This window comes from Mycobacterium sp. IDUB_1, from assembly GCF_055419625.1.
The window spans coordinates 1,384,265-1,404,935 of the sequence record NZ_JBVAYA010000001.1 but is presented as its reverse complement, the minus strand read 5'-3'; the positions used below and the strand labels follow the sequence as shown (position 1 = coordinate 1,404,935).

Here is a 20,671-nt window from a genome sequence, read left to right as displayed (position 1 = left end):
CCCCGGTCGACTCTTACTTCTCGGCTGCCAGGGCCTGTAACACCCGACCGGAGACACCCGATTTGTGGTCGCGTAGGACAGTGCGCAGCACTCGGATCCCGTCCCGGAAGGCGTTCAGGTTCGACGTCCCGTAGCGGCGCGGCATCTCCATGCTCGGCACTTCGGCGACCCGCAGCCCGGCCTGCATGGCGCGCACGGTCATCTCGGCTTCGATCTCGAAACCGGTGGCCTGCAACGACATCACCTCGAGGTAGCGGCGATGGAAGGCGCAGAAGCCGTAGCAGAGGTCGGTCAGCTCGGCGTCGAACGCGGAGTTGAAGACCCTCAGCAGGAACTTGTTGCCCAGCCGGCGCAGAGGCGTGATGTCGGACGACCCACCCCCGGCGATGAAGCGCGAGCCCTTGACGAAGTCGTAGCCGCTCGACAGGAAATGCAGGAAGTGCTTGATCTCCTGCGGCGCCATGCTGCCGTCCGCGTCCATCATCACGATCACGTCGCCGGTGGCGGCGCGGAACCCGGTCCGCAGTGCGTCACCCTTGCCCGAGCCCTGCTGGGACACCACGCGGATGTCGGGCCGGCAGCTCTGCGCGGTGATCACGGTGGCGTCGGTCGAGTTGCCGTCCACCAGCACGATCTCGTCCACGTCATCGGTGATCTGCTCGAGCACCCACGCGACGTTGCGCGCTTCGTTGCGGACCGGGATGACGAGGCTCACCGTCATCGTCGATCGCCCCGTGGCACGTAGGCCTCCGACGGTAGCGGCGCTGAGGCCGCCACCGTGGTTGCCGTTGAGCAGACTGGCCGCGCGCGGCGCAGTCGCGTCGTGTCCGTTCTGGGCTACCACTTCAGTCACCCTGACTCCCGTTCTGTTCGACGTTGGCGACGCTCTCCGGTGTTCCTTTTGCAGTCGCCCACACTTCGGAAACTTGCAATCGGTGCAAAGAACGCGATGTTCGCTGCACTGGCCACAGATAATTCAGGAGACGTCTGGACAGAACGCTAGCATCGACCCTTTCAGCCGTCTAGGCAAAGAAATCGCGGTCTCAGCTAACCATCGGACGCCCACGTGGTCCGAATCGTCATTGGCGTCAGAATCAACCCTGCAACAGGCAATATATACCCTGCGTTGGGGCTTCTATCCCCGTGCACGGTCATAATCACGTAATAAAACGTTCACAGCTATGCATAGTTAGCAAACGAAAAAGCGGGGGCACCATACGTTTGTATCGTGACGCATTTCACAGAAGTACACGTCGTGATAGTGGCATTGGAGATCGCCTGTTAACACTGAGCAAATGTTCAGCCGTGTCCATGCCGATCCACAGGACACCCGACGGCAGACCCCGGGGGGTGATGACGGGTCGACAAAACCGACGCCCACGGATTCGGGGCGTCGGCTGTGTGATTGCTGGGGTCAGCCCTCGAGCTTGTAGCCCAGCCCGCGCACCGTGACCAGATGCACCGGATTGGCCGGATCGGCCTCGATCTTGCTGCGCAGCCGCTTGACGTGCACGTCGAGCGTCTTGGTGTCCCCGACGTAGTCGGCACCCCACACGCGGTCGATCAACTGCCCGCGGGTCAGGACGCGCCCGCTGTTGCGCATCAGGTACTCGAGCAGATCGAACTCTTTGAGCGGCAGCGTGATAGGAGCGCCGTTGACGCTGACCACGTGGCGCTCGACATCCATGCGCACCGGGCCCGCCTCCAGCACACCGTCGTCGATGCCCGCGTCGTCGGTGTCAGCACCGCGGCGCAGCACCGCGCGGATTCGGGCGATCAGCTCGCGCGCCGAATACGGCTTGGTCACGTAGTCGTCGGCACCCAACTCCAGGCCCACGACCTTGTCGATCTCGCTGTCTCGGGCCGTCACCATGATCACCGGCACGCTCGAGCGCGACCGCAGCTGCTTACACACATCGGTGCCACTCATCCCGGGCAACATGAGGTCCAGCAGCACGATGTCGGCGCCGGACCGCTCGAATTCGGCCAGCGCAGACGGTCCGTCGGCCACCACGGTGGCCTCGAAGCCCTCCTTGCGCAGGAGGAAGGCCAGGGGATCGGCCAAGGACTCCTCGTCCTCCACGATCAGCACACTGGTCATCGCAGTCCTAGTCCTCTCGGTCGTCTTCTTCGTCATGGTCATCGGGATCACTGCCGCGCAGATGGGCGGGAACCGACAGCGTGAACGTGGAGCCCGTGCCCGGCTGGCTCCACAGCCGGATCGAGCCGTTGTGGTTGGCGGCGACGTGCTTGACGATCGCGAGGCCGAGGCCGGTGCCTCCGGTGGCCCGGGATCGCGCCTTGTCGACACGGAAGAACCGTTCGAACACCCGCTCCTGGTCGGCAGGCGCGATACCGATGCCGCGGTCGGTGACCGCGATCTCGATGGTGTCCCCGCGCCGGCGGCGGCTGATGGACACCGAGGAGCCGTTCGGCGAGTACGCGATGGCGTTGGACACCAGGTTCGCGATCGCGGTCACCAGCAGCGTCTCGTCGCCGAGCACCTGGAAACCGGTGGGAGCATCCGTCGTGATCGCGATGTCTGCGTTGTCGGCGGCGACCTTGTGCCGCGACAGCGCCTCGGCGACCACGGTGTCGACGTCGACCGCATCCAGATCCGGCAGCCTCTCGCCGCCCTGCAGACGGGACAGTTCGATCAGCTCGCCGACCATGTTGGCCAGGCGGTGCGACTCCGTGACCATCTTCTCGGCGAAGTGCCGGACCGTCTCGGGATCATCGGCGGATGCGAGCACGGCTTCGGCGAGCACACCCATCGCCCCGACCGGCGTCTTGAGTTCGTGACTGACGTTGGCGACGAAATCCCTGCGCGTCGCCTCCATCCGCGCATGCTCGGACTGATCGTCGACGTAGAGCACCGCGAACCGGCGGTCGTCCTCGGTCAGCAACCGCACGTGACCGCGGACCGAGAGCCCGGATCGCCCCGGCCGCTCTCGCTTGCGTGGCGACAGGTCGAACTCGACATCCTCGCCACTGGCCAAGGTCCGCTGGGCTGCCTGCCACGCTCTGTCGTCGAGCAACCGGTCACGAACCAACCCGAGTTCGGTGGCTCTTTCATTGGTGTAGACCACGTCGCGGTAGGTGTCGACGACCGCGATCCCGACCGGAGATTGGGCGACAGCGTGGCGCAGCATCTGCGATACGGTGATCCCGGTCTGTTCGACCGCCCGGCGCTCACGACGTTCGCGCAGCCGCGGGGCTGCCTCAACGCCGAAGACCACACCGATCGCCAGGGCGAGCAGTGCCACGACCGCCGCGAGCAGCAGCGCCGAGGAGACACTCACGCGAAAAGCGTACGCATTCGGTGAACGTCATCCCAGCAGCGTGCGGCGAAAATCGAACAAGTCACACACTCAGAGACCGAAGTTCGGCCCGGCGCCCACCGCCGTTCACCTTCTGTTAGCCGGGCGCCTGCGCGCGACTTACTTGGCGCCCTGGGCGGCCACCGCCGCGGCGCCGGCCGCGGCGGCCTCCGGATCCAGATACGTCCCACCGGCGACGGTAGGCTTGAGGTCGCCGTCCAGGTCGTAGCGCAGCGGGATTCCGGTCGGGATGTTCAGCCCCACCACGTCGTCGTCGGACATCCCGTCGAGGTATTTGACCAGCGCGCGCAGTGAGTTGCCGTGCGCGGCGATCATCACGGTTTTGCCGCTGCGCAAGTCGGGCACGATGACGTCGGTGAAGTACGGCACGAAGCGCTCGACCACGTCCTTGAGGCACTCGGTCAGCGGTGCCCCGCCCGGCACGTCGGCATACCGGGGATCCGCATCCTGGCTGTAGGTGCTGCCCGGCTCGATCGGCGGCGGCGGCGTGTCGTAACTGCGCCGCCACGCCATGAACTGCTCGTCGCCGTACTTCGCCTTCGTCTCGGCCTTGTCCAGACCCTGCAGCGCGCCGTAGTGCCGCTCGTTGAGCCGCCAGTCGCGGTGCACGGGAATCCAGTGCCGGTCGGCCTTGTCCAACGCGATGTTCGCCGTCGTGATCGCGCGCCGCAGCAGCGAGGTGTAGAGAACGTCGGGCAGCCGGTCCTGCCCGGCGATCATCTCGCCCGCCCGGACCGCCTCGGCGCGACCCTTGTCGGTCAGATCGACGTCGACCCATCCGGTGAACAGGTTCAGCGCATTCCATTCGCTCTCGCCGTGGCGAACGAGGATCAGCGTCGCGGTGTCTGCCATGCGCCGATCTTCTCACGGGTCAGTTCTTGTCGTGGTCCTCGATGAGGTGGGAGAACGCCTCGAGGTTCTTCAGCGACTCGCCCCGCGACACCCGCCACTCCCACTCCTTCTGGATGGACGTGCGGAAACCCAACTCCAGCAGCGTGTTGAAGTCGTTGTCGACGGCTTCGAGGACCTGGCCGAGGACCCTGTCGATCTCGTCGGGGGTGACCGATGCGAGAGACATCCGGCCGACCAGGTAGATGTCACCGACGTTGTCGATGGTGTAGGCGACGCCGTAGAGCCGGCGGTTGCGCTTGAGCAGGAACCTGTACACGCCCTCGAAGTTCTCGTCGGGCTTGCGGCAGACGAACGCCTCGATTCGCACCGAGTGCTCGCCGACCGTCAGGATCGTGTTGGTGGTGAGCCTGCGCTCACCGGGTAGCGCGACCACCAGCCCGGGCAGACCGCCCGCCGCGCCCTTGTGGAGGGTGTAGGGCAGGTCGTGTTCGGCCAACGTGCGCTCGATGACGTCGTGCACATTCTTCTGCGTCATGCCCGTACTCCCCTTCTCATCGAGAATCGGCGCCCGCCTCTGCGGACGGATGGCAGGTGGCGGCCGCGGTGCTCGGCGATCGCGCGTCCGTAGCTGCCCAGCAGCGCATCGACCGTGTGGCCCCAGGAGAATCCCGCGGCGTGCTCGACGGCAGCGCGCCCGAGCACGTCGGCATCGTCGGCCAGGACGCGGGAGATCGTGGCGGCCCAGTCGGCCGGATCGTGCCCGTCGACCAGTGCGCCGCTGACCCCGTCGCGCACCGCGACCGGAAGACCACCGACCGATGCGGCGACGACGGGCGTTCCGCACGCCTGCGCCTCAACGGCGACCAGACCGAACGATTCCGAGTAGCTGGGCACAGCGACGACGTCGGCAGCGCGATAGACCGCAACCAGACCCGCCTGGGACTGCGGCGGCAGGAACGTCACGCGCTCGGCGATGCCGAGTTCTGCGGCCAGCCGAACCAGGCCGTCGGGTTGCGCCAAACCCGATCCGGACGGCCCGCCCGCGATGACGACGTGCACTGCGGGCAGCAGAGCCGCCGCGCGCAGCAACACGTCGGGCGCCTTCAACGGTTGGATGCGGCCGACGAACGCCACGATCGGCACACCCTGCGCCAAGCCCAGCTCGGCGCGGGCGGCGGCTGCATCGCCTGGCGTGAACGTGGCCAGATCGACGCCCGGATACACCACGTCGATGTGGTCCGGATCGGCGTGGTGCAGCGAAACCAGTTGCGCTGCTTCATGTTCGGTGTTGACGATGAGACGGTCGGCGGCGTCGACCACTTGCTGCTCGCCGATCGAGCGCATCGGCGGTTCGGGGGTGTCGCCGTCGGCGAGCGCGGCGTTCTTGACCGCGGCCAGCGTGTGCGCGGTGTGCACGAGGGGCACCGCCCACCGGTCGGCAGCCAACCAGCCGACCTGTCCGGAGAGCCAGTAGTGCGAGTGCACGATGTCGTAGTAGCCGGGCTCGTGGGTGGCCTCGGCGCGCAGCACGCCCGCGGTGAACGCACACAGCTGCGTGGGTAGGTCGTTTTTCTCCAGCCCCTCGAACGGGCCGGCGGCCACATTGCGGACCAGCACACCGGGCGCCACCGGCACCACCGGCGCATCCGTCGATGACGTCGCCCTGGTGAAGATCTCCACGTCGACACCGCGCTTCGCCATCTCCAGGGCGGTCTGCAGGACGTAGACGTTCATGCCGCCGGCATCACCGGTGCCGGGCTGCGCGAGCGGGGAGGTGTGCACGGACAACACCGCCACCCGGCGCGGCAGAGGCAGGGGGTCGGTCGTCAGACGCACACCGTCATGTCTACACCGCGCGTCATGTCCACACCGCTGCGGTGCACCACCCGCTCAGGCACTCACCTCGGGGCGACGGGCCTGCGCGCGGCGCATGGCACCGACCGGGTCTGCGAAGATGCCGCCGAGCGACACGATGCCCGCTCCCGCCTCCTGCACGCGGTTGCCGAAGGCCGTCACGCGGATGTCACGGTGTGGGAGCACCGAACGCCTCGCGAACGCCTCTTCGACGACACCCATCGCGTCGGCGTACTCGGTGAACGCCTGCCCCCCGACCACGAGGTCGTCAGGATTGAGCATGTCCCGCAGCAGTGCGACGGCCTCGCCGAGGACGCGGGCGCGTTCGGTGACCAGCGCAACGGCCGCCTCGTCTCCCGCGCGGGCGGCGCGCAGCACCGCGGTCATCGTCGATCCGGGGCCCTCAGCCGGCACGATGCGGGCCTTTCGCGCGGCCACGAGCACGGCTTCGTCGCTGACCGTCGACTCCAATTCACCACTGCCACCGAGCAATTCGGAGTGTGCCGGCAGCGCGGCGATCGTGCCGGGCCCGCTGGCCGGCGAATGCACCTGCCCACCGATGGCCAAGGCGTAGCCGACGGTCTCCCGCGCGTAGACGTAGAGGCTGGTCGTCGCGCGCCCGGGCGCCCGGCGCGGCCCCAGCAGCAATTCGGCACCGGCCATCGCGTCGACGTGGGCAGCGAGCGACACCGGCAAACCGAGCGCCTCGGCCAGCACCGGGCCCACCGGCGCGTCCGACCAGCCGAGCCGCGGATGGTCGAGGTAACCGGTGGCGCTGTCGACCACGCCGCCTGCGGCGACCCCGACCCACAGCGGGCGCCTGCGGTGCCACCGGCTCAGGTAGCGCTGCGCACTGGCCGCGATCGACGCGAGCGCCGCGGACTGGGTGCCATGCGGGGTCGGGGTTTCGACCACGTCGAGGGTGCGGCCGAGGAGATCGGTCGCGACGATGCTGGTGGTCCGCGCGCCGATGTGCACGCCGAGCGCGAGGAACGGTTCGTGGTTGACCTCGACGGGCACCCGCGGCCTGCCGATGGCGCCCGAGACCGACAGATCAGCGCGCTCGCGCAGCAGACCGACGTCGAGCAGCGCGGTGACCTGGCGATTCACCGTGGCGATCGAGAGATCGGTGACACCGGCAATGGCGTCGCGCGCGATCGGTCCGCGCGGCCGCGCCGCCGCGAAAACCGTCGCGGCCGCGGCTTCGGGCATCCGGAGCGCGGGTGGCAGGATCTGGTGCACCAGGGCCTGGGGGTAGCGCGTCGCAGCGGCGATGCGGGTGGGCCCAGCCGTCTTGGCCGTCTGAGTGCGGTGCGAGCGGGCGGGGATCGAGCTGGTCATCGAATCGTCTCCGGATCGGTCTGTCAGGGGGCGGGGCCACACCCTGCGACGCGATGGGACGCTGTCTGGCGTCCGTCTGCAGTCAGGCGCGGCAGGGTGCGCAACAACAACACGCACGCCGCGGGGCAGCATTCACTGCCTGACTGGTACCGAACACGCCGTCAATGTAGCACGGGGCCTAGGGTTGGGATCATGACGACGCCATCAGATGCCCGCCGGGTCGCCGTGGTCACCGGCGCGAGCGCAGGAATCGGGGAAGCAACCGCCAGAACCCTTGCCGCACAAGGCTTTCACGTGGTCTGCGTGGCTCGCCGCGAGGGGCCGATCACGGCACTGGCCGCCGAGCTGGACGGCACCGCGATTGTGGCGGACGTCACGGATCCTGAGGCGGTGGCAGCGATGGCCGGCCGGCTCGACCGGGTCGACGTCCTGGTGAACAACGCCGGCGGAGCGCGGGGGCTGGAGTCGGTGGCCGACGCCGACATCGAGCACTGGCGGTGGATGTGGGAAGCCAACGTGATGGGCACCCTGCACGTCACCCGTGCGCTGCTGCCCAAGCTCATCGCCTCCGGCGACGGGCTGATCATCACCGTCACGTCGATCGCCGCGGTGGAGATCTACGACAACGGCGCCGGTTACACGTCGGCCAAGCATGCCCAGGGCGTGCTGCACCGCACCCTGCGCAGCGAGCTGCTCGGGCAACCGGTGCGGCTCACCGAGGTCGCGCCCGGCATGGTGAAGACGGAGTTCTCGCTCAACCGCTTCGAGGGCGACGACGAACGGGCCGCCAAGGTCTACGAGGGTGTCACGCCGCTGGTGGCCGAGGACATCGCCGAGGTGATCGGGTTCGTGGCCGGCCGCCCGTCGCACGTCGACCTGGATCTGATCGTGGTGCGACCGCGTGACCAGGTCAGCGGAGCCGCGGGCTCACGCTTCAACCGCCGCCCCTGACCCGCCGGCTCAGCCGCCGGGGCGGCCGCTGACTGGCTGCGGCGCGTCGGACGGCGTCGCCGGCGCGGTGCTCGGGATCTCGGCGGTCCGCTTCTCCTTCGACAGCGCCGACATCGACGTCCACTCGTCCCACGACACCGCCCAGTCCCAGATGTCGCCGTCGGCGTAGGACAGGTCGATGCGGGTGCCGCTGACCTCGACCGGGTCGCCGTACAGCGCCGAGTTGAAGTACTCCTGCGAATTCTCCAGATTCAGGTTGATGCACCCGTTGGTGACGTTCGTATTGCCCTGCGCCCCGATGCTGTTGGGGTTGCAGTGAATGAACTCGCCGTTGTTGGAGATCCGCACCGCGAAGCGCTCGTGCACGTTGGCGTAGCCGGCCGCGGGGTTGGTCATGTAGAAGTCTTCGTACTTCTCGGTCACCACGTGGATGCCGCTACGCGTCACGTTGCGGTCCAGATCGCCCTCGCCGTAGCTGCACGGGAAGTCCATGATCACCGCACCCGATTCGTCGAGCACCTGGATGCGATGGCTCGACGCCTCGGCCTTGACGACCTGACGCCGGCCGATCGTGAAGTCCAACGTCGAGTCGGTGGCGCCGTAGGCGTCCTGCCCGAACGGCACGCCGTAGAGCTTCGCGTCGACGTGGACCGTGGTGCCGGACGGGTAGTACTCCTTGGTCCGCCAGTGCATACGGGAGCCGCCGACCTCGTCGGGCAGCCACGCCCAGCTTCCCTCGACCTGCGGGGTCGTGGTCACCTTGACGGCCTTCTCGACCGTGGCGCGATCCTCGTCGGCGATCGCCGCGTCGAACTGCAGGATGATCGGAGCGGCGACACCCACCGTCTGACCATCCGAGAGCTGGAACTGTCCGTTGACCTGAGTGCTCGGGTTCACGGTGGTGAACGACGCCTTCACCGGAACCGACTTGCCGTCCTGCCCGACGACCGTGCCCGCCCAGCGGTACTCGACGCCGTAGCCCAGCGGTTCGGACGCGGTGAACTCGGTGCGGTCGCGATTGAGCGCACCCGCCACGACCTTGCCGTCGGTGTTGGCGAGGCTGATCTTCTGGAACCAGCCGTTCTCGACCTTGGCAGCGACGCGCGCGGTGGGAGCGACGTCCTCCGCCGCATTCTTGGGCTCGTAACTCAGGACCGGCGCGGACGGCGCGTCCTCTGTCGCCTGCCCGGAGGCGGCGGTACCGTTCTCGTTCCGGCAGGCCGCGAGAATGCCCGGCGCGGCGACGCCGACCGCCAAAGCGGCAAGCGCTCGCCGCCTGTTGATCGGTCTGGCAGGGCTCACGTGTTGCCAGCGTACCTAGAGAACGCACCCGAGCAGAATCGGTTCGGGTGTGAGATCGATCCCGAACCGCGCCGCGACGCCATCGCGAATCGTTCTGGCCAGCGCAATCACGTCCGCGCTCGTCGCGCCACCGCGGTTGGTCAGGGCCAGCGCATGCTTGGTCGACAGGCGCGCGGGGGCGTCCGGCCCGGGATAGCCCTTGCCGAAGCCGGCCCGCTCGACGAGCCATCCCGCGGCCATCTTCACCCCGCCCGGGGCCGGGTAGCGCGGAACCCCGCCCCATCCCCTGCCGCCGACCTGGTCGGCGATGCGCTGATACTGCTTCTCGGTGACGACCGGGTTGGTGAAGAACGAGCCGACGCTCCAGGTGTCGTGGTCGGCGCCGTCGAGCACCATGCCTTTGCCGGCCCGCAGACCGAGCACCGTCTCGCGCACGCGAGCGGGCTCGGCGCGCTCCCCCGCCTGCACACCCAGCGCGGCGGCCAGCTCGCCGTACCGCAGCGGCGCGCTGCGGCCGTGCGCGTCGAGCCGGAACTCCACCTCGAGCACCACCGCCACCGGGGCGCCCTTGAGAATGCTTGTGCGATAACCGAATCGGAGATGGTCCGGGGTCACCCAACGGTCCTGGCCGGTTTCCCACTCCAGCAGGCGCACCCGGCTGATCGTGTCGGCGACCTCGGCGCCGTACGCGCCGACGTTCTGCACGGGCGTCGCACCCGTCGATCCCGGGATCCCGGACAGGCACTCGAGCCCGCCCAGCCCGTGGGCCAGCGACGCCGCGACGACCTCGTCCCACACCGCGCCTGCCTCTGCGCGCAACAGCGGCCCGTCGACCGTGACACCACGGGTGGCGATCCGCACCACCGTCGGCGCGCGCAGGTCGTCGGCGAGGACCACGTTGGACCCGCCTGCCAGGATCAGGGCGTCCGGTCCGACCTCGCGCAGCACTTCGATCAGGCCCTCGGTGGTGGCGCAGGTGATCAGGCGGTCCGCGACAGGCCCGACGCGCAGCGTGGTCAGCGGCGCGAGCGGCACATTCTCGGCGACCGCCACGCCCGCGATAGACGAAGTGACCACGGGCGGTAACGGTAGCGTGGTTTGCCATGCCGCGTTCATTCGACATGACCGCCGAGTACGGGGGAACCGTCGAACAGGTGCACCGCGCCTTCGGCGACGAGAAGTACTGGCTGGTCCGGCTCGGCGACTCCGGCGCCGATCACGCCACCCTCGACGAGATGACCGTCGGCGACGACGGCGGCCTGCGGATCAAGACCACGCAGACGCTGCGCGCCGACCGGCTGCCCGCCGTCGTTACCCAGTTCCATCGCGGGGACCTCAGCTTCGTCCGCGAGGAACGCTGGGCCCCCGTCGTCGAGGGCCGGACCTCGGCCGCGGTGTCCGGTGCCATCCCTCGCGCGCCGGCCGGACTGTCGGGCAACGCGGTGCTGGAGCCCGCCGGATCCGGTTCGCGGCTGGCGTTCCGGGCGACCGTCGAAGTCCGGGTGCCCCTGGTGGGCGGCAAGATCGAGAACTTCATCGGCCAGCAACTGGTCGAGCTGCTGATCGCCGAACAACGGTTCACCACCGTGTGGATCGCCGAGAACAGCTGAGCCCGACCGTGACCGGCTCCCGTCCGCTCGGCGCGGTGACACGGGGCACGACCGGGCACAACCGGTTGCGGCGCAGCGACCGGTGGCTGGTGCACTCGGCCCGGGTGCGCACCGCCCTGCAGAGCGCCGCCGACCCGCTCGTCGTCGACCTGGGTTACGGCGCGCTGCCGGTGACGACGTTGGAGCTCGCGGTGCGGCTGCGCCAGGTGCGTGCCGACGTGCGTGTGCTGGGCCTGGAGATCGACCCCCACCGGGTGGACGTGGCCCGCGCCGCGACCAGGCCTGGGGTCGACTTCGCCCTCGGCGGCTTCGAACTCGCAGGGCACCGGCCGGTGCTGGTGCGCGCGTTCAATGTGCTGCGTCAGTACCCGCTTGACGCGGTCCCCGATGCGTGGGCGGCGATGCGGAGCGGGCTGGCTGCGGGTGGGCTGATCATCGATGGCACCTGCGACGAGCTGGGGCGGCGCTGCTGCTGGGTGCTGCTCGACGCGACCGCGGCGGTGAGCCTGACCCTGGCCTGCGACCCGTTCGCGATCGAGAAGCCCTCCGACCTCGCCGAGCGCCTGCCCAAGGTGCTGATCCACCACAACGTGGCCGGCCAGCCCATCCACACCCTGCTCACCGCCGCCGACCGGGCATGGGCCAGTAGCGCTGCCCACGGCGTGTTCGGCCCCCGCATGCGGTGGCGGGCGATGATGGACATGCTTGCCGCTCAAGGGTTTCCAGTGACGACCCCGCGGCGGCCGCTGCGCGACGGGGTGCTGACGGTGCCGTGGTCGGCTGTGGCACCGCTGGGATGAGATGTCGGCTTTTCGAGTGGACAGGCTCTCGCGAGCGTGCTGACAATGACGTGCAGGAGTCGGTGACCCCACTCCCCGGACGAGGTGCGTCGTACCCGGTCAGCGACAAGACGACGCGTGAGGAGAACTCATGTCCGAGACATCTGATTTCCCAGGCCCCGATCCCAGCCTGACCAACGCCGAAGGCGCGTGGGCCCAGCAGGCCGAGGCGCGCCTGGGTGACCGGCGTCTGCGGGAGGAGATCGACCGCGGGCTGAGCTACGGCCTCGAGGCCGCGCCGACGATCAACGACCGGACCATCTCCACCTTCGTGCGCGGCGAGAAGCCGCACTTCGCCGGCGAGCGCGGCACCTTCCTCAAGTGCCCGTTCATCGAAGACGTCAACGAGGTCGACGACGCCGAGGTCGCCGTGTTCGGCGTGCCCCTGGACGCCGGCGCGACCTACCGTCCCGGTACCCGGTTCGGCCCGCAGGGCATCCGCCGCTCCACCAACCTGTTCGGCACCTACAACTACGAGACCGGCGTAGATCTGCGAGAGCAGCTCAACATCGTCGACATCGGCGACGTCTTCACGATCCCCGGCAATCTGGAGAAGTCTTTCGACCAGATCAGCCAGGCGATGGCCCACGTCGCGAGCAAGGGCGTGATGCCGATCGTGCTCGGCGGCGACCACTCCATCGGCTTCCCCACCATCCGCGGTCTTGCGCCCTACATGGACGGCAACATCGGGATCATCCACTTCGACCGTCACGTCGACACCCAGGAAACCGACCTCGACGAGCGGATGCACACCACGCCGTGGTTCCACGCCACCAACATCAAGAACGCCCCCGCGACCAACCTGGTGCAGATCGGGATCGGCGGTTGGCAGAGCCCTCGCGAGGGCGTGCAGGTGGGCCGTCAACGCAAGTCGACCGTGATGACCGTCGGCGATGTGGAGCGGGTGGGTATCGAGAAGATCGCGGAGATGGCCCTCGAGATCGCATGGAAGGACGCCAAGGCGGTCTACCTGTCGTTCGACATCGACGTCATCGACGCCGGGTTCGTGCCGGGCACCGGCTGGCCGGAGCCGGGCGGCCTGCTGCCCCGCGAGGCGCTCAACCTGGTCAAGATGATCTCCGAACCGGGCCTGGCCGGCATCGAGGTCGTCGAGTGCTCGCCGCCCTATGACTGGGCCGAGCAGACCGCGCTGCTGAGCTCGCGGGTGATCCTCGACAGCCTGGCCGCCCAGATCAACTCCGGGAAACTCGGCAAGAAGGCCGCCAAGGCGAACCGCCCCGCCTGGGGTCCGTAACTAGGCTGGCGGAATGCGTATCGCGCTGGCCCAGATCCGCAGCACCGCCGAGCCGGCCGCCAATCTCGCGGTGGTCGATGAGCAGGCGCGCCTGGCCGCCGACGCCGGGGCGGATCTGGTGCTGTTCCCCGAGGCCACGATGTGCCGCTTCGGGGTGCCGTTGGCGCCGATCGCCGAACCGTTCGACGGGCCGTGGGCCGACGGGGTCCGCCGCCTCGCCGAGCGGGCCGGCATCGTCGTCGTCGCCGGCATGTTCGTGCCGTCCGGGGACGGACGCGTGACCAACACGTTGATCGCCACCGGCCCGGACGTCGACGCCCGCTACGACAAGATCCACCTGTACGACGCGTTCGGCTTCGCCGAGTCGAAGACCGTCGCGCCGGGCACCGAGCCGGTGACGATCGCCGTCGCCGGGCTGACGGTCGGACTGACGCTGTGTTACGACATCCGTTTTCCCGAGTTGTACGTCGAGCTCGCCAACCGCGGCGCTGACGTCATCACCGTGCACGCCTCGTGGGGCACCGGGCCGGGCAAGCTCGACCAGTGGACGTTGCTGGCGCGCGCCAGAGCGATCGACACCTCCACCGTGGTCGCCGCCGTCGGCCAGGCCTACCCGGGCGACGAGATCGCTGCACTTGGACCCACCGGCGTCGGCGGCAGTGTGGTGACATCGGCACTGGGTGAGGTCTTGACCTCAGCCGGTCCCGAGCCCGCGCTGCTGCTCCACGACGTCGACGTCGAGGCCGCCCGGGCCGCCCGCGCCGCCGTCGCGGTCATGGACAACCGCTCAGGTTCAGCTCACCTGAGTAGGGCAGAATCCCTGCAATGACCGATCCCTGGGCCCGTCCGCAACCGCAGCCCGGCCCACCGCCCGCACCCCCGCAGAAAGGTTCGGCGTTGCCGTCGAAGGCCAAGAAGTTCTTCAGCGATCCGCTGTCCATCGTGCTGGTGGCGGTGATCGTCGTCGCTCTGGTGCTGGCCGGCCTGCTGGGCGGCGAGCTGTACGCGCGCAACCGCGCCGACACCGTCGTCGCGTCCACCGTCGAGTGCGTGGTGCAGGACAAGGCCACCGCGTCGTTCGGGGTGCTGCCGCCGTTCCTGATGCAGCACATGTCCGGGCACTACACGAACATCCACATCGAAACCGCGGGCAACCAGGTGCGCGACGCCAAGGGCATGAAGCTCAACCTGGACATCAACGACGTGCGCCTGCAGGACAGCGCGAACTCGAGCGGGACGATCGGCTCGCTCGTGGCGACCATCGACTGGTCGGCCGACGGCATCAAACAGACGATCCAGGGCGCGGTCCCGCTGATCGGCAGCTTCGTCTCCGGCGTGACCACCAACGCCAATGACGGCACGATCGAGCTCGAAGGTCCGCTGGGCAGCATCACCGCCAAGCCTCAGGTCGTCGACGGCTCCATCTCGCTGGCGGTGCAGCAGGTGACGGGGCTGGGCTTCACACTGCCCCGCGAGTCGGTGCAGCCGGCACTGGACGCATTCACCTCGACGCTGACCCAGAATTATCCGCTGAACATCAAGGCCGACTCGGTGTCGGTCACCGACAGCGGTGTGCAGAGCCGCCTGTCCACTCAGAACGCATCGATGCCCAAGCAGACCGACGACCCCTGCTTCGGGAAGTTCTAGGCCAGGCCGTTTCTAACCCAAGCCGTCGAGGACGGCCCGTGTGCCGGACAGTCCGAGGCGCGTCGCGCCGGCATCCAGCATGGCCGCGGCATCGGTGGCCGACCGGATGCCGCCGCTGGCTTTGACGCCGAGCCTGCCTCCGACGGCAGTGGCCATCACCTCGACGGCACGCACCGAGGCACCACCGGAGGGGTGGAAACCGGTGGACGTCTTGACGAAATCCGCGCCGGCGTCCTCGGCGACCTGACACACGTCGGTCAGCAGCGGCCAGCCCCCGAACTCCACCAGGGCCGAGGATTCGACGATCACCTTCAGCACCGCGCCCGGAGTGGCGTCTCGGACAGCGGCGACATCGGCGCGCACGACGTCGAGCTCACCGCCGATCGCTGCGCCGACGTCGATGACCATGTCGATCTCCGCCGCGCCGCTCTCGAGCGCGACCGCAGCCTCGTGCGCCTTGATCACCGAAAGATGTTTCCCTGAAGGGAAACCCACCACGGCAGCCACGGTCCGGCCGGCGGCCAGCGCCACCGCCGTCGCCACGAACGGCGGCGACACGCACACCGCGTACACCCCGAGCTCGGCGGCCTCGGCGAGCAACGCGACGATGTCGGCTTCCGTCGCTTCTGGTTTGAGCAGCGTGTGGTCGACGACGGCCGCGACGTCAGCGCGCGTGTAACCCATCAGAACGGTTCTTCGGTGCCGCCGGGATTGCACCGGGCGGCCATCATCTGATCCGGGGTGACCTCCGGGCGCCACGGCTCGAGGTTCCAGCTCACCTTGCCCGGCTCGGCGATCTCGGCGAACCGCCAGTGACAGACGAACTGCTCTTTCATCCCGGCGATCGCGGCGTCAGGCGACAGGGCGAGCACCTCACCCCAGGCCTCGTCGGCTTGCGCCGCGGTGCCGGGCCGGCCCGAGGTGTCGCGCCCGGCCGGCGTGGGATACACCCGCAGGCTCGAGAGGTCGCCCCACTTGGCCCACGTCACGTGATCGATGTACGGCGGCGGTTGGAGACTCGGCGTCGCCGAGGCGTGTGGGGCAGTCGGCGCGAGGCCGAGTGCTGATGCAGCGAGGCATCCCGCGGCGATCAGGCTGCGCCGCACTAGCGCGACTTTCCTTGCACCTCGAGGATTTTCGGACGGACGTCGACGAGGTACACACCGGCGGCGACCGCGGCGATCGCGACTCCGGTGATTCCGAGCACCAGGGCGAGCAGACCGGCCACGCCGAGGATCACCAGCCAGACCGGCTTGGTCAGCTTGTCGGCCGCGGGGTAGGCGTCGGTCCGCTGGATCGCCGCATGGACAAAGGCATACGCCGTCGTCACCAACACCGCGATCTTCAACGCGAAGAGGACGTAAACCACAAGGCCTTGGAGCTCCACGCTCGACAGCCTAGGCGGCTTACGTCCCCTTTTCGACTTCCCGGGTGGGGAGTCGGGCGTACTTCTGGGCTTACTTCTGGGTGACCTTCTTGGCCGGGGCCTTCTTGGCCGGGGCCTTCTTGGCGGCGGCCTTGGCCGGCGCCTTCTTGGCGGGGGCCTTCGCCGGAGCCTTCTTGGCGGCGGCCTTGACCGGCTCGGCGGCCGATTCCGCACGCTTGGGCAGCTCGACGCCGACCAGCTTGGCGGCACGCTCACCCACGGCGCGGGTCTGCGTGGCGACGTTACCCAGCGCTTCCTGGGTCAGCTCCACGGCCTGGTCGGTGTACTCCTCGACGCGGGTGGCGGCGGTCTCCAGAGCCGGCTGGCTGCGCAGACGCTCGAGGGCGGCCTCGCCGCGCTCGATCAGCTTGGTGTAGGCCGTCTGTGCGTTCTCGGCATAGCTCTCGGCGAACTTACGCAGCTCGTCGGAGTTCAGCTTCTCGCGGATGTCCTCGAACTGAGCCGGCAGCTCTTCCTGGAGCTTGGTGATGCGGGCGCGGCTCTCCTCGACGCGGGTCTCGGCGTCGGAGCGGGCGTCGCCGGCGCGCTCACGCAGCGTCGCGACGATCTCGTTGACGCGCTCGAGCGCGAGGTCGGCGGCGCCGACGGCGGCGAGCAGCGGGGCCTTCAGGTCGTCGATGTCGAGCTGATTCTTCTCAGCCATGGTGCTTCCTTTCACTGGGGGACAGAGGTCTCGGGTGATTGCGTGATCTGCAGAAGGCTCTGATCGTCTTCGGATGGTTGCTGATCCGCCTCGGCGGCAGCCTCGAGCAGTGCCGCCTCGTTCTGCTGACAGAACGAGGAGTAGATGTCGAGCAGCACCTGCTTCTGCCGCTCATTGATCGCCGTGTCGGTGATGATGGCGTCGCGCACCTGGTTCGTCTCGCTGGGCTCGAGGATCCCTGCCCGGATGTAGAGCACCTCCGCCGACACCCTCAGCGCTTTGGCGATCTGGTTCAGCACGTCCGCCGAGGGCTTGCGCAATCCCCGCTCGATCTGGCTGAGGTAGGGATTGCTGACACCGGCTTTCTCGGCGAGCTGCCGCACTGACACGTGCGCGGCCTCCCGCTGGGATCGGATGAAGCTGCCGATGTCCGAAGCGGCGTTGGTGACAACCGCGGCGAGGTTCTCGTCCTGTGCCATGGTTCGCCTCCTTCGCTGCCGTGGGTATCCGAATGACCGACGATTTCCACGGTACGACGGAGTGCTAACTTTTGCAAGCACTCAGTTAGCGCAGGTCAGAACAGTAGCTGCGCGATCGTGTAGATGGCCAGGCCGGCGAGCGAGCCCACCACCGTGCCGTTGATACGGATGAATTGCAGGTCACGGCCGACGTGCAATTCGATGCGGCTGCTGGCCTCGTCGGCGTCCCAGCGTTCGATCGTGTCGGTGATGATCGTGGTGATCTCGGCGCCGTATTGACTCACCAGATGCTGCGCCCCGCGCACCACCCAGTTGTCGACCTTGTCGCGCAATGCGGCGTCGTCGCGCAGGGACTCACCGATCCGGACGACGGTGTCGGCGATGCGGGCCCGCAACGCCGAGGACGGGTCGTCGACGGACTCCAGGATGATCCGCTTGGCCGCCGTCCACGCGGTCTCGGCCGCCCTGGCCACCTCGTCGCGGGCCATGATCTGCTCTTTGACGTTCTCGGCCTTCTGGATCGTCGCCTCGTCATTCTGCAGGTCACCCGCGAACTCGAAGAGGAACTTCGTGGCCGACCGGCGCAGCTCGTGATCGGGGTTGCGACGCACCTTGTCGGTGAAATCCATCAGCTCCCGATGGATGCGGTCCCCGACCACGTGATCCACCCAGCGCGGCGACCACGTCGGCGAATCGCGTTCGATGACCCGCTCGATGACCTCGCCGGCCCCCAGGGACCACTGGAACGCGCGATCTGCGAGCAACTGCAGCAGCGCCTCCTGGCGCCCCTCCTCCAACAGCGAGGACAGCACTCGACCGACGGGCGGCCCCCACTGCGGCTCGGCGATGCGCTTGACGATCATCCGGTCCAGCACCTGCTGCACGTCCTCGTCGCGCAGCATCTCCACCAGCACCCGGGCCACTGTCGACGCCTCCGCGGCGACCCGCTCGGCGTTCACCGGCTCCGCCAGCCATTTGCCGGTTCGGCTGGCGACATCGGCGTCGCGCAGCTTGGTCTCGACGTTCTCCGGCGACAGGAAGTTCTCCCGGACGAAGGCGGACAGACCCTCGCCGAGCTGGTCTTTCTTGCGTTTGATGATCGCGGTGTGTGGGATCGGCAGGCCGAGCGGGTGCTTGAACAGAGCCGTGACGGCGAACCAGTCCGCCAGCGCCCCGACCATGCCGGCTTCGGCGGCCGCCCGGACATAACCCACCCACGCCGGCGCGCCCTGGGTCTGCGCCCACGTGCACACGAGGAAGATCACCGAGGCGCCGATCAGGAAACTGAGCGCGACGGCCTTCATGCGCCGGAGCGCACGCCGACGTTCCGCGTCGGCCGCCGAATCCGCGCCGGCGAGTTTCTCGGCAAAGCTCGCACGGGGCCGCTGCCCGGCGTCGGGGACGTTCACTCGATGAGCCACGCCTCCATCTTCCCTGCGCGGGCAACTCCGAACCGCCGACCACCGTATTATCGACGAGGACGACGGAACGGATCACCGCGAACGTGGCACAACATTCTCCGCAGGTGGCGATCAAGACCGATGGGCGTAAACGGCGCTGGCATCGGCACAAGGTCGAGCGCCGCAACGAACTGGTGGATGGCACGCTGGATGCCATTCGCCGCCTCGGCAGCGACGTCAGCATGGACGAGATCGCCGCGGACATCGGTGTGTCCAAGACGGTGCTGTACCGCTACTTCGTCGACAAGAACGACCTGACCACCGCGGTGATGATGCGCTTCGCGCAGGTGACGCTGATCCCGAACATGGCCGCCGCGCTGTCGTCGAACCTGGACGGATACGCACTGACACGGGAGGTCATTCGCGTCTACGTCGAAACGGTCGCCAACGAGCCGGAGCCCTACCGGTTCGTGATGGCGAACAACTCGGCGAGCAAGAGCAAGGCCGTCGCGAACTCCGAGGCCATCATTGCGCGCATGCTCGCGGTGATGCTCCGTCGGCGGATGGTGTCGGTCGGCATGGACACGGGCGGCGTCGACCCGTGGGCGTATCACATCGTCGGCGGGGTGCAGCTGGCCACGCACTCGTGGATGTCGCATCCGCGGATGAGCTCCGACGAGCTGATCGACTACCTGACGATGCTCTCGTGGAGCGCGCTGTGCGGCATCGTCGAGGTCGGCGGGTCGCTGCAGAGATTCCGGTCCGAGGATCATCCCTCCCCCGAACTGCCGGCCCAACTGCTTGACTAGATCGGTGAGCGAGTCTCTGGATCTCCCGTCGCTGTGGTCGCACGAGCCGCACTCCCTGTTGCGTTTCAAGCCCGGCGATCAGGTCGCCGACATCGACCCCGACGCGACACCGGGATTCAACGGCTCGAAGTCTCATGCGCCCACCTTGCAGGAGGAGCGCAATGTCCGATTCGGTGAGCTGCAGGAGATGCTGTATGCCCGCAGCCGGGTCGACGACACCCGGTCGGTACTGCTGGTGTTGCAGGGCATGGACACCGCAGGTAAGGGCGGGATCGTCAAACATGTTGTGGGCGGGTGTAATCCGCAAGGCGTCGAGTACCACAACTTCGGCAAGCCGACGCCGGAAGAGCTGTCCCACCATTTCCTGTGGCGCATCCGCAAGGCACTACCGACAGCAGGCCACATCGGTGTCTTCGACCGGTCGCATTACGAGGACGTGCTGATCGTGCGCGTGCACAACCTGGTGCCGGCCGAGGTGTGGGAGCCCCGCTACGACGAGATCAACGCGTTCGAGCGCGAGCTGGTCGACCGTGGGACCACAGTGGTGAAGATCGCGATGTTCGTCTCGCTCGACGAGCAGAAGAAGCGGCTGACGAAACGCCTCGAACGGCCGGACAAGTACTGGAAATACAACCCCGCGGACATCGACGAGCGGCTGAAATGGCCGGCCTACCAGGAGGCCTACCAGGCGATGCTCGAGCGAACATCGACCGAGTACGCGCCCTGGCATGTCGTGCCGTGCAACAAGAAGTGGTACAGCCGGCTTGCCGTCACCGAGCTGATGATCGAGGCTCTCAAGGGCCTGAACATGTCGTGGCCGCCACCGGACTTCGACGTCAAGGCGGAGAAGAAGCGGCTGGCGAAGGCCTGAGCGTCGCTTCTGGCCGGCAGCAAGTGCTTC

At 68.1% G+C, this 20,671-nt stretch carries 23 protein-coding genes and 1 riboswitch; of the genes, 8 read left to right on the top strand and 15 right to left on the bottom strand.

The genetic code is table 11. The features are described from left to right. Positions 1–13 precede the first annotated feature (13 nt). From ACZYYX_RS07030 to ACZYYX_RS07000, 7 genes are all read right to left on the bottom strand, one after another. The gene (locus ACZYYX_RS07030) at positions 14–853 is read right to left on the bottom strand and encodes a glycosyltransferase family 2 protein (protein WP_463813710.1); all 840 of its coding nucleotides are present in this window, start codon (positions 851–853) and stop codon (positions 14–16) included. Positions 854–1,414: 561 nt separating this feature from the next. Further along, entirely contained in the window at positions 1,415–2,101 is a 687-nt protein-coding gene (regX, locus tag ACZYYX_RS07025) for a two-component sensory transduction protein RegX (protein WP_463813709.1), read from the bottom strand. Between the two features lie 7 nt (positions 2,102–2,108). Beyond that, positions 2,109–3,302 carry a sensor histidine kinase gene (locus ACZYYX_RS07020; protein WP_463813708.1) on the bottom strand — a complete coding sequence of 398 codons (1,194 nt, stop codon included), beginning with the start codon at positions 3,300–3,302 and terminating at the stop codon, positions 2,109–2,111. 138 nt (positions 3,303–3,440) lie between these two features. Continuing rightward, positions 3,441–4,193, bottom strand: a complete 753-nt coding sequence (locus ACZYYX_RS07015) for a phosphoglyceromutase (protein ID WP_463813707.1) — start codon at positions 4,191–4,193, stop codon at positions 3,441–3,443. A 19-nt stretch (positions 4,194–4,212) separates the two neighbouring features. Continuing rightward, positions 4,213–4,728, bottom strand: a complete 516-nt coding sequence (locus ACZYYX_RS07010; protein ID WP_463813706.1) for a type III secretion system chaperone family protein — start codon at positions 4,726–4,728, stop codon at positions 4,213–4,215. Beyond that, positions 4,725–6,029 (bottom strand): D-inositol-3-phosphate glycosyltransferase, encoded by a 1,305-nt coding sequence (mshA, locus tag ACZYYX_RS07005; RefSeq protein ID WP_463813705.1) that lies wholly within the window; start codon positions 6,027–6,029, stop codon positions 4,725–4,727. The genes ACZYYX_RS07010 and mshA overlap by 4 nt, the downstream gene beginning before the upstream one ends. A 54-nt stretch (positions 6,030–6,083) precedes the next feature. Next, a complete protein-coding gene (locus tag ACZYYX_RS07000) occupies positions 6,084–7,388 on the bottom strand; it encodes an ROK family protein (protein WP_463813704.1) in 1,305 nt (434 codons plus the stop codon). A gap of 192 nt (positions 7,389–7,580) precedes the next feature. Here ACZYYX_RS07000 and ACZYYX_RS06995 point away from each other — a divergent pair, with 192 nt between their 5' ends. After that, a complete protein-coding gene (locus tag ACZYYX_RS06995) occupies positions 7,581–8,339 on the top strand; it encodes an SDR family oxidoreductase (protein WP_463813703.1) in 759 nt (252 codons plus the stop codon). Positions 8,340–8,348: 9 nt separating this feature from the next. On the opposite strand, the gene ACZYYX_RS06990 is transcribed toward ACZYYX_RS06995, so the two are convergent. Both ACZYYX_RS06990 and ACZYYX_RS06985 read right to left on the bottom strand, forming a co-directional pair. Then, positions 8,349–9,641 carry a L,D-transpeptidase gene (locus ACZYYX_RS06990; RefSeq protein WP_463813702.1) on the bottom strand — a complete coding sequence of 431 codons (1,293 nt, stop codon included), beginning with the start codon at positions 9,639–9,641 and terminating at the stop codon, positions 8,349–8,351. 15 nt (positions 9,642–9,656) lie between these two features. Next, entirely contained in the window at positions 9,657–10,757 is a 1,101-nt protein-coding gene (locus ACZYYX_RS06985) for a UDP-N-acetylmuramate dehydrogenase (RefSeq protein WP_463813701.1), read from the bottom strand. Between ACZYYX_RS06985 and ACZYYX_RS06980 the strand changes: the two genes are divergently transcribed. The 5 genes from ACZYYX_RS06980 (at position 10,745) to ACZYYX_RS06960 (ending at position 14,992) form a co-directional block, all read left to right on the top strand. Then, positions 10,745–11,251, top strand: coding sequence for a DUF2505 domain-containing protein (locus tag ACZYYX_RS06980; protein WP_463813700.1), 507 nt, complete (start codon positions 10,745–10,747; stop codon positions 11,249–11,251). The genes ACZYYX_RS06985 and ACZYYX_RS06980 overlap by 13 nt on opposite strands. A gap of 8 nt (positions 11,252–11,259) precedes the next feature. Then, the gene (locus tag ACZYYX_RS06975; RefSeq protein ID WP_463813699.1) at positions 11,260–12,051 is read left to right on the top strand and encodes a class I SAM-dependent methyltransferase; all 792 of its coding nucleotides are present in this window, start codon (positions 11,260–11,262) and stop codon (positions 12,049–12,051) included. 56 nt (positions 12,052–12,107) lie between these two features. Further along, positions 12,108–12,171, top strand: a riboswitch (guanidine-III (ykkC-III) riboswitch). Between the two features lie 10 nt (positions 12,172–12,181). Then, entirely contained in the window at positions 12,182–13,345 is a 1,164-nt protein-coding gene (locus ACZYYX_RS06970) for an agmatinase family protein (protein WP_463813698.1), read from the top strand. A gap of 13 nt (positions 13,346–13,358) precedes the next feature. Then, the gene (locus ACZYYX_RS06965; protein ID WP_463813697.1) at positions 13,359–14,174 is read left to right on the top strand and encodes a carbon-nitrogen hydrolase family protein; all 816 of its coding nucleotides are present in this window, start codon (positions 13,359–13,361) and stop codon (positions 14,172–14,174) included. Continuing rightward, positions 14,171–14,992 carry an LmeA family phospholipid-binding protein gene (locus ACZYYX_RS06960; RefSeq protein ID WP_463813696.1) on the top strand — a complete coding sequence of 274 codons (822 nt, stop codon included), beginning with the start codon at positions 14,171–14,173 and terminating at the stop codon, positions 14,990–14,992. The genes ACZYYX_RS06965 and ACZYYX_RS06960 overlap by 4 nt, the downstream gene beginning before the upstream one ends. Before the next feature lie 12 nt (positions 14,993–15,004). Here the strand turns inward: ACZYYX_RS06960 and deoC are convergent, their stop codons facing one another. The 6 genes from deoC to ACZYYX_RS06930 all read right to left on the bottom strand — a co-directional run bounded on the left by deoC (position 15,005) and on the right by ACZYYX_RS06930 (position 18,982). After that, complete coding sequence (gene deoC, locus ACZYYX_RS06955; RefSeq protein WP_463813695.1) at positions 15,005–15,676, bottom strand: deoxyribose-phosphate aldolase; 672 nt, start codon at positions 15,674–15,676, stop codon at positions 15,005–15,007. After that, entirely contained in the window at positions 15,676–16,086 is a 411-nt protein-coding gene (locus ACZYYX_RS06950; protein WP_463814832.1) for a DUF2599 domain-containing protein, read from the bottom strand. The genes deoC and ACZYYX_RS06950 overlap by 1 nt, the downstream gene beginning before the upstream one ends. An 11-nt stretch (positions 16,087–16,097) precedes the next feature. Continuing rightward, entirely contained in the window at positions 16,098–16,379 is a 282-nt protein-coding gene (locus tag ACZYYX_RS06945) for a DUF2516 family protein (RefSeq protein ID WP_463813694.1), read from the bottom strand. Between the two features lie 70 nt (positions 16,380–16,449). Then, entirely contained in the window at positions 16,450–17,082 is a 633-nt protein-coding gene (locus ACZYYX_RS06940) for a heparin-binding hemagglutinin (protein ID WP_463813693.1), read from the bottom strand. An 11-nt stretch (positions 17,083–17,093) separates the two neighbouring features. Beyond that, a complete protein-coding gene (locus ACZYYX_RS06935; protein WP_463813692.1) occupies positions 17,094–17,561 on the bottom strand; it encodes a helix-turn-helix domain-containing protein in 468 nt (155 codons plus the stop codon). 95 nt (positions 17,562–17,656) lie between these two features. Continuing rightward, positions 17,657–18,982: a DUF445 domain-containing protein gene (locus ACZYYX_RS06930; RefSeq protein ID WP_463813691.1), complete on the bottom strand. Its 1,326-nt coding sequence runs from the start codon at positions 18,980–18,982 to the stop codon at positions 17,657–17,659. An 83-nt stretch (positions 18,983–19,065) separates the two neighbouring features. Between ACZYYX_RS06930 and ACZYYX_RS06925 the strand changes: the two genes are divergently transcribed. Then, positions 19,066–19,770, top strand: coding sequence for a TetR/AcrR family transcriptional regulator (locus tag ACZYYX_RS06925; protein ID WP_463813690.1), 705 nt, complete (start codon positions 19,066–19,068; stop codon positions 19,768–19,770). A gap of 4 nt (positions 19,771–19,774) precedes the next feature. Continuing rightward, positions 19,775–20,641: a polyphosphate kinase 2 family protein gene (locus ACZYYX_RS06920; protein WP_463813689.1), complete on the top strand. Its 867-nt coding sequence runs from the start codon at positions 19,775–19,777 to the stop codon at positions 20,639–20,641. Positions 20,642–20,671: the final 30 nt, after the last annotated feature.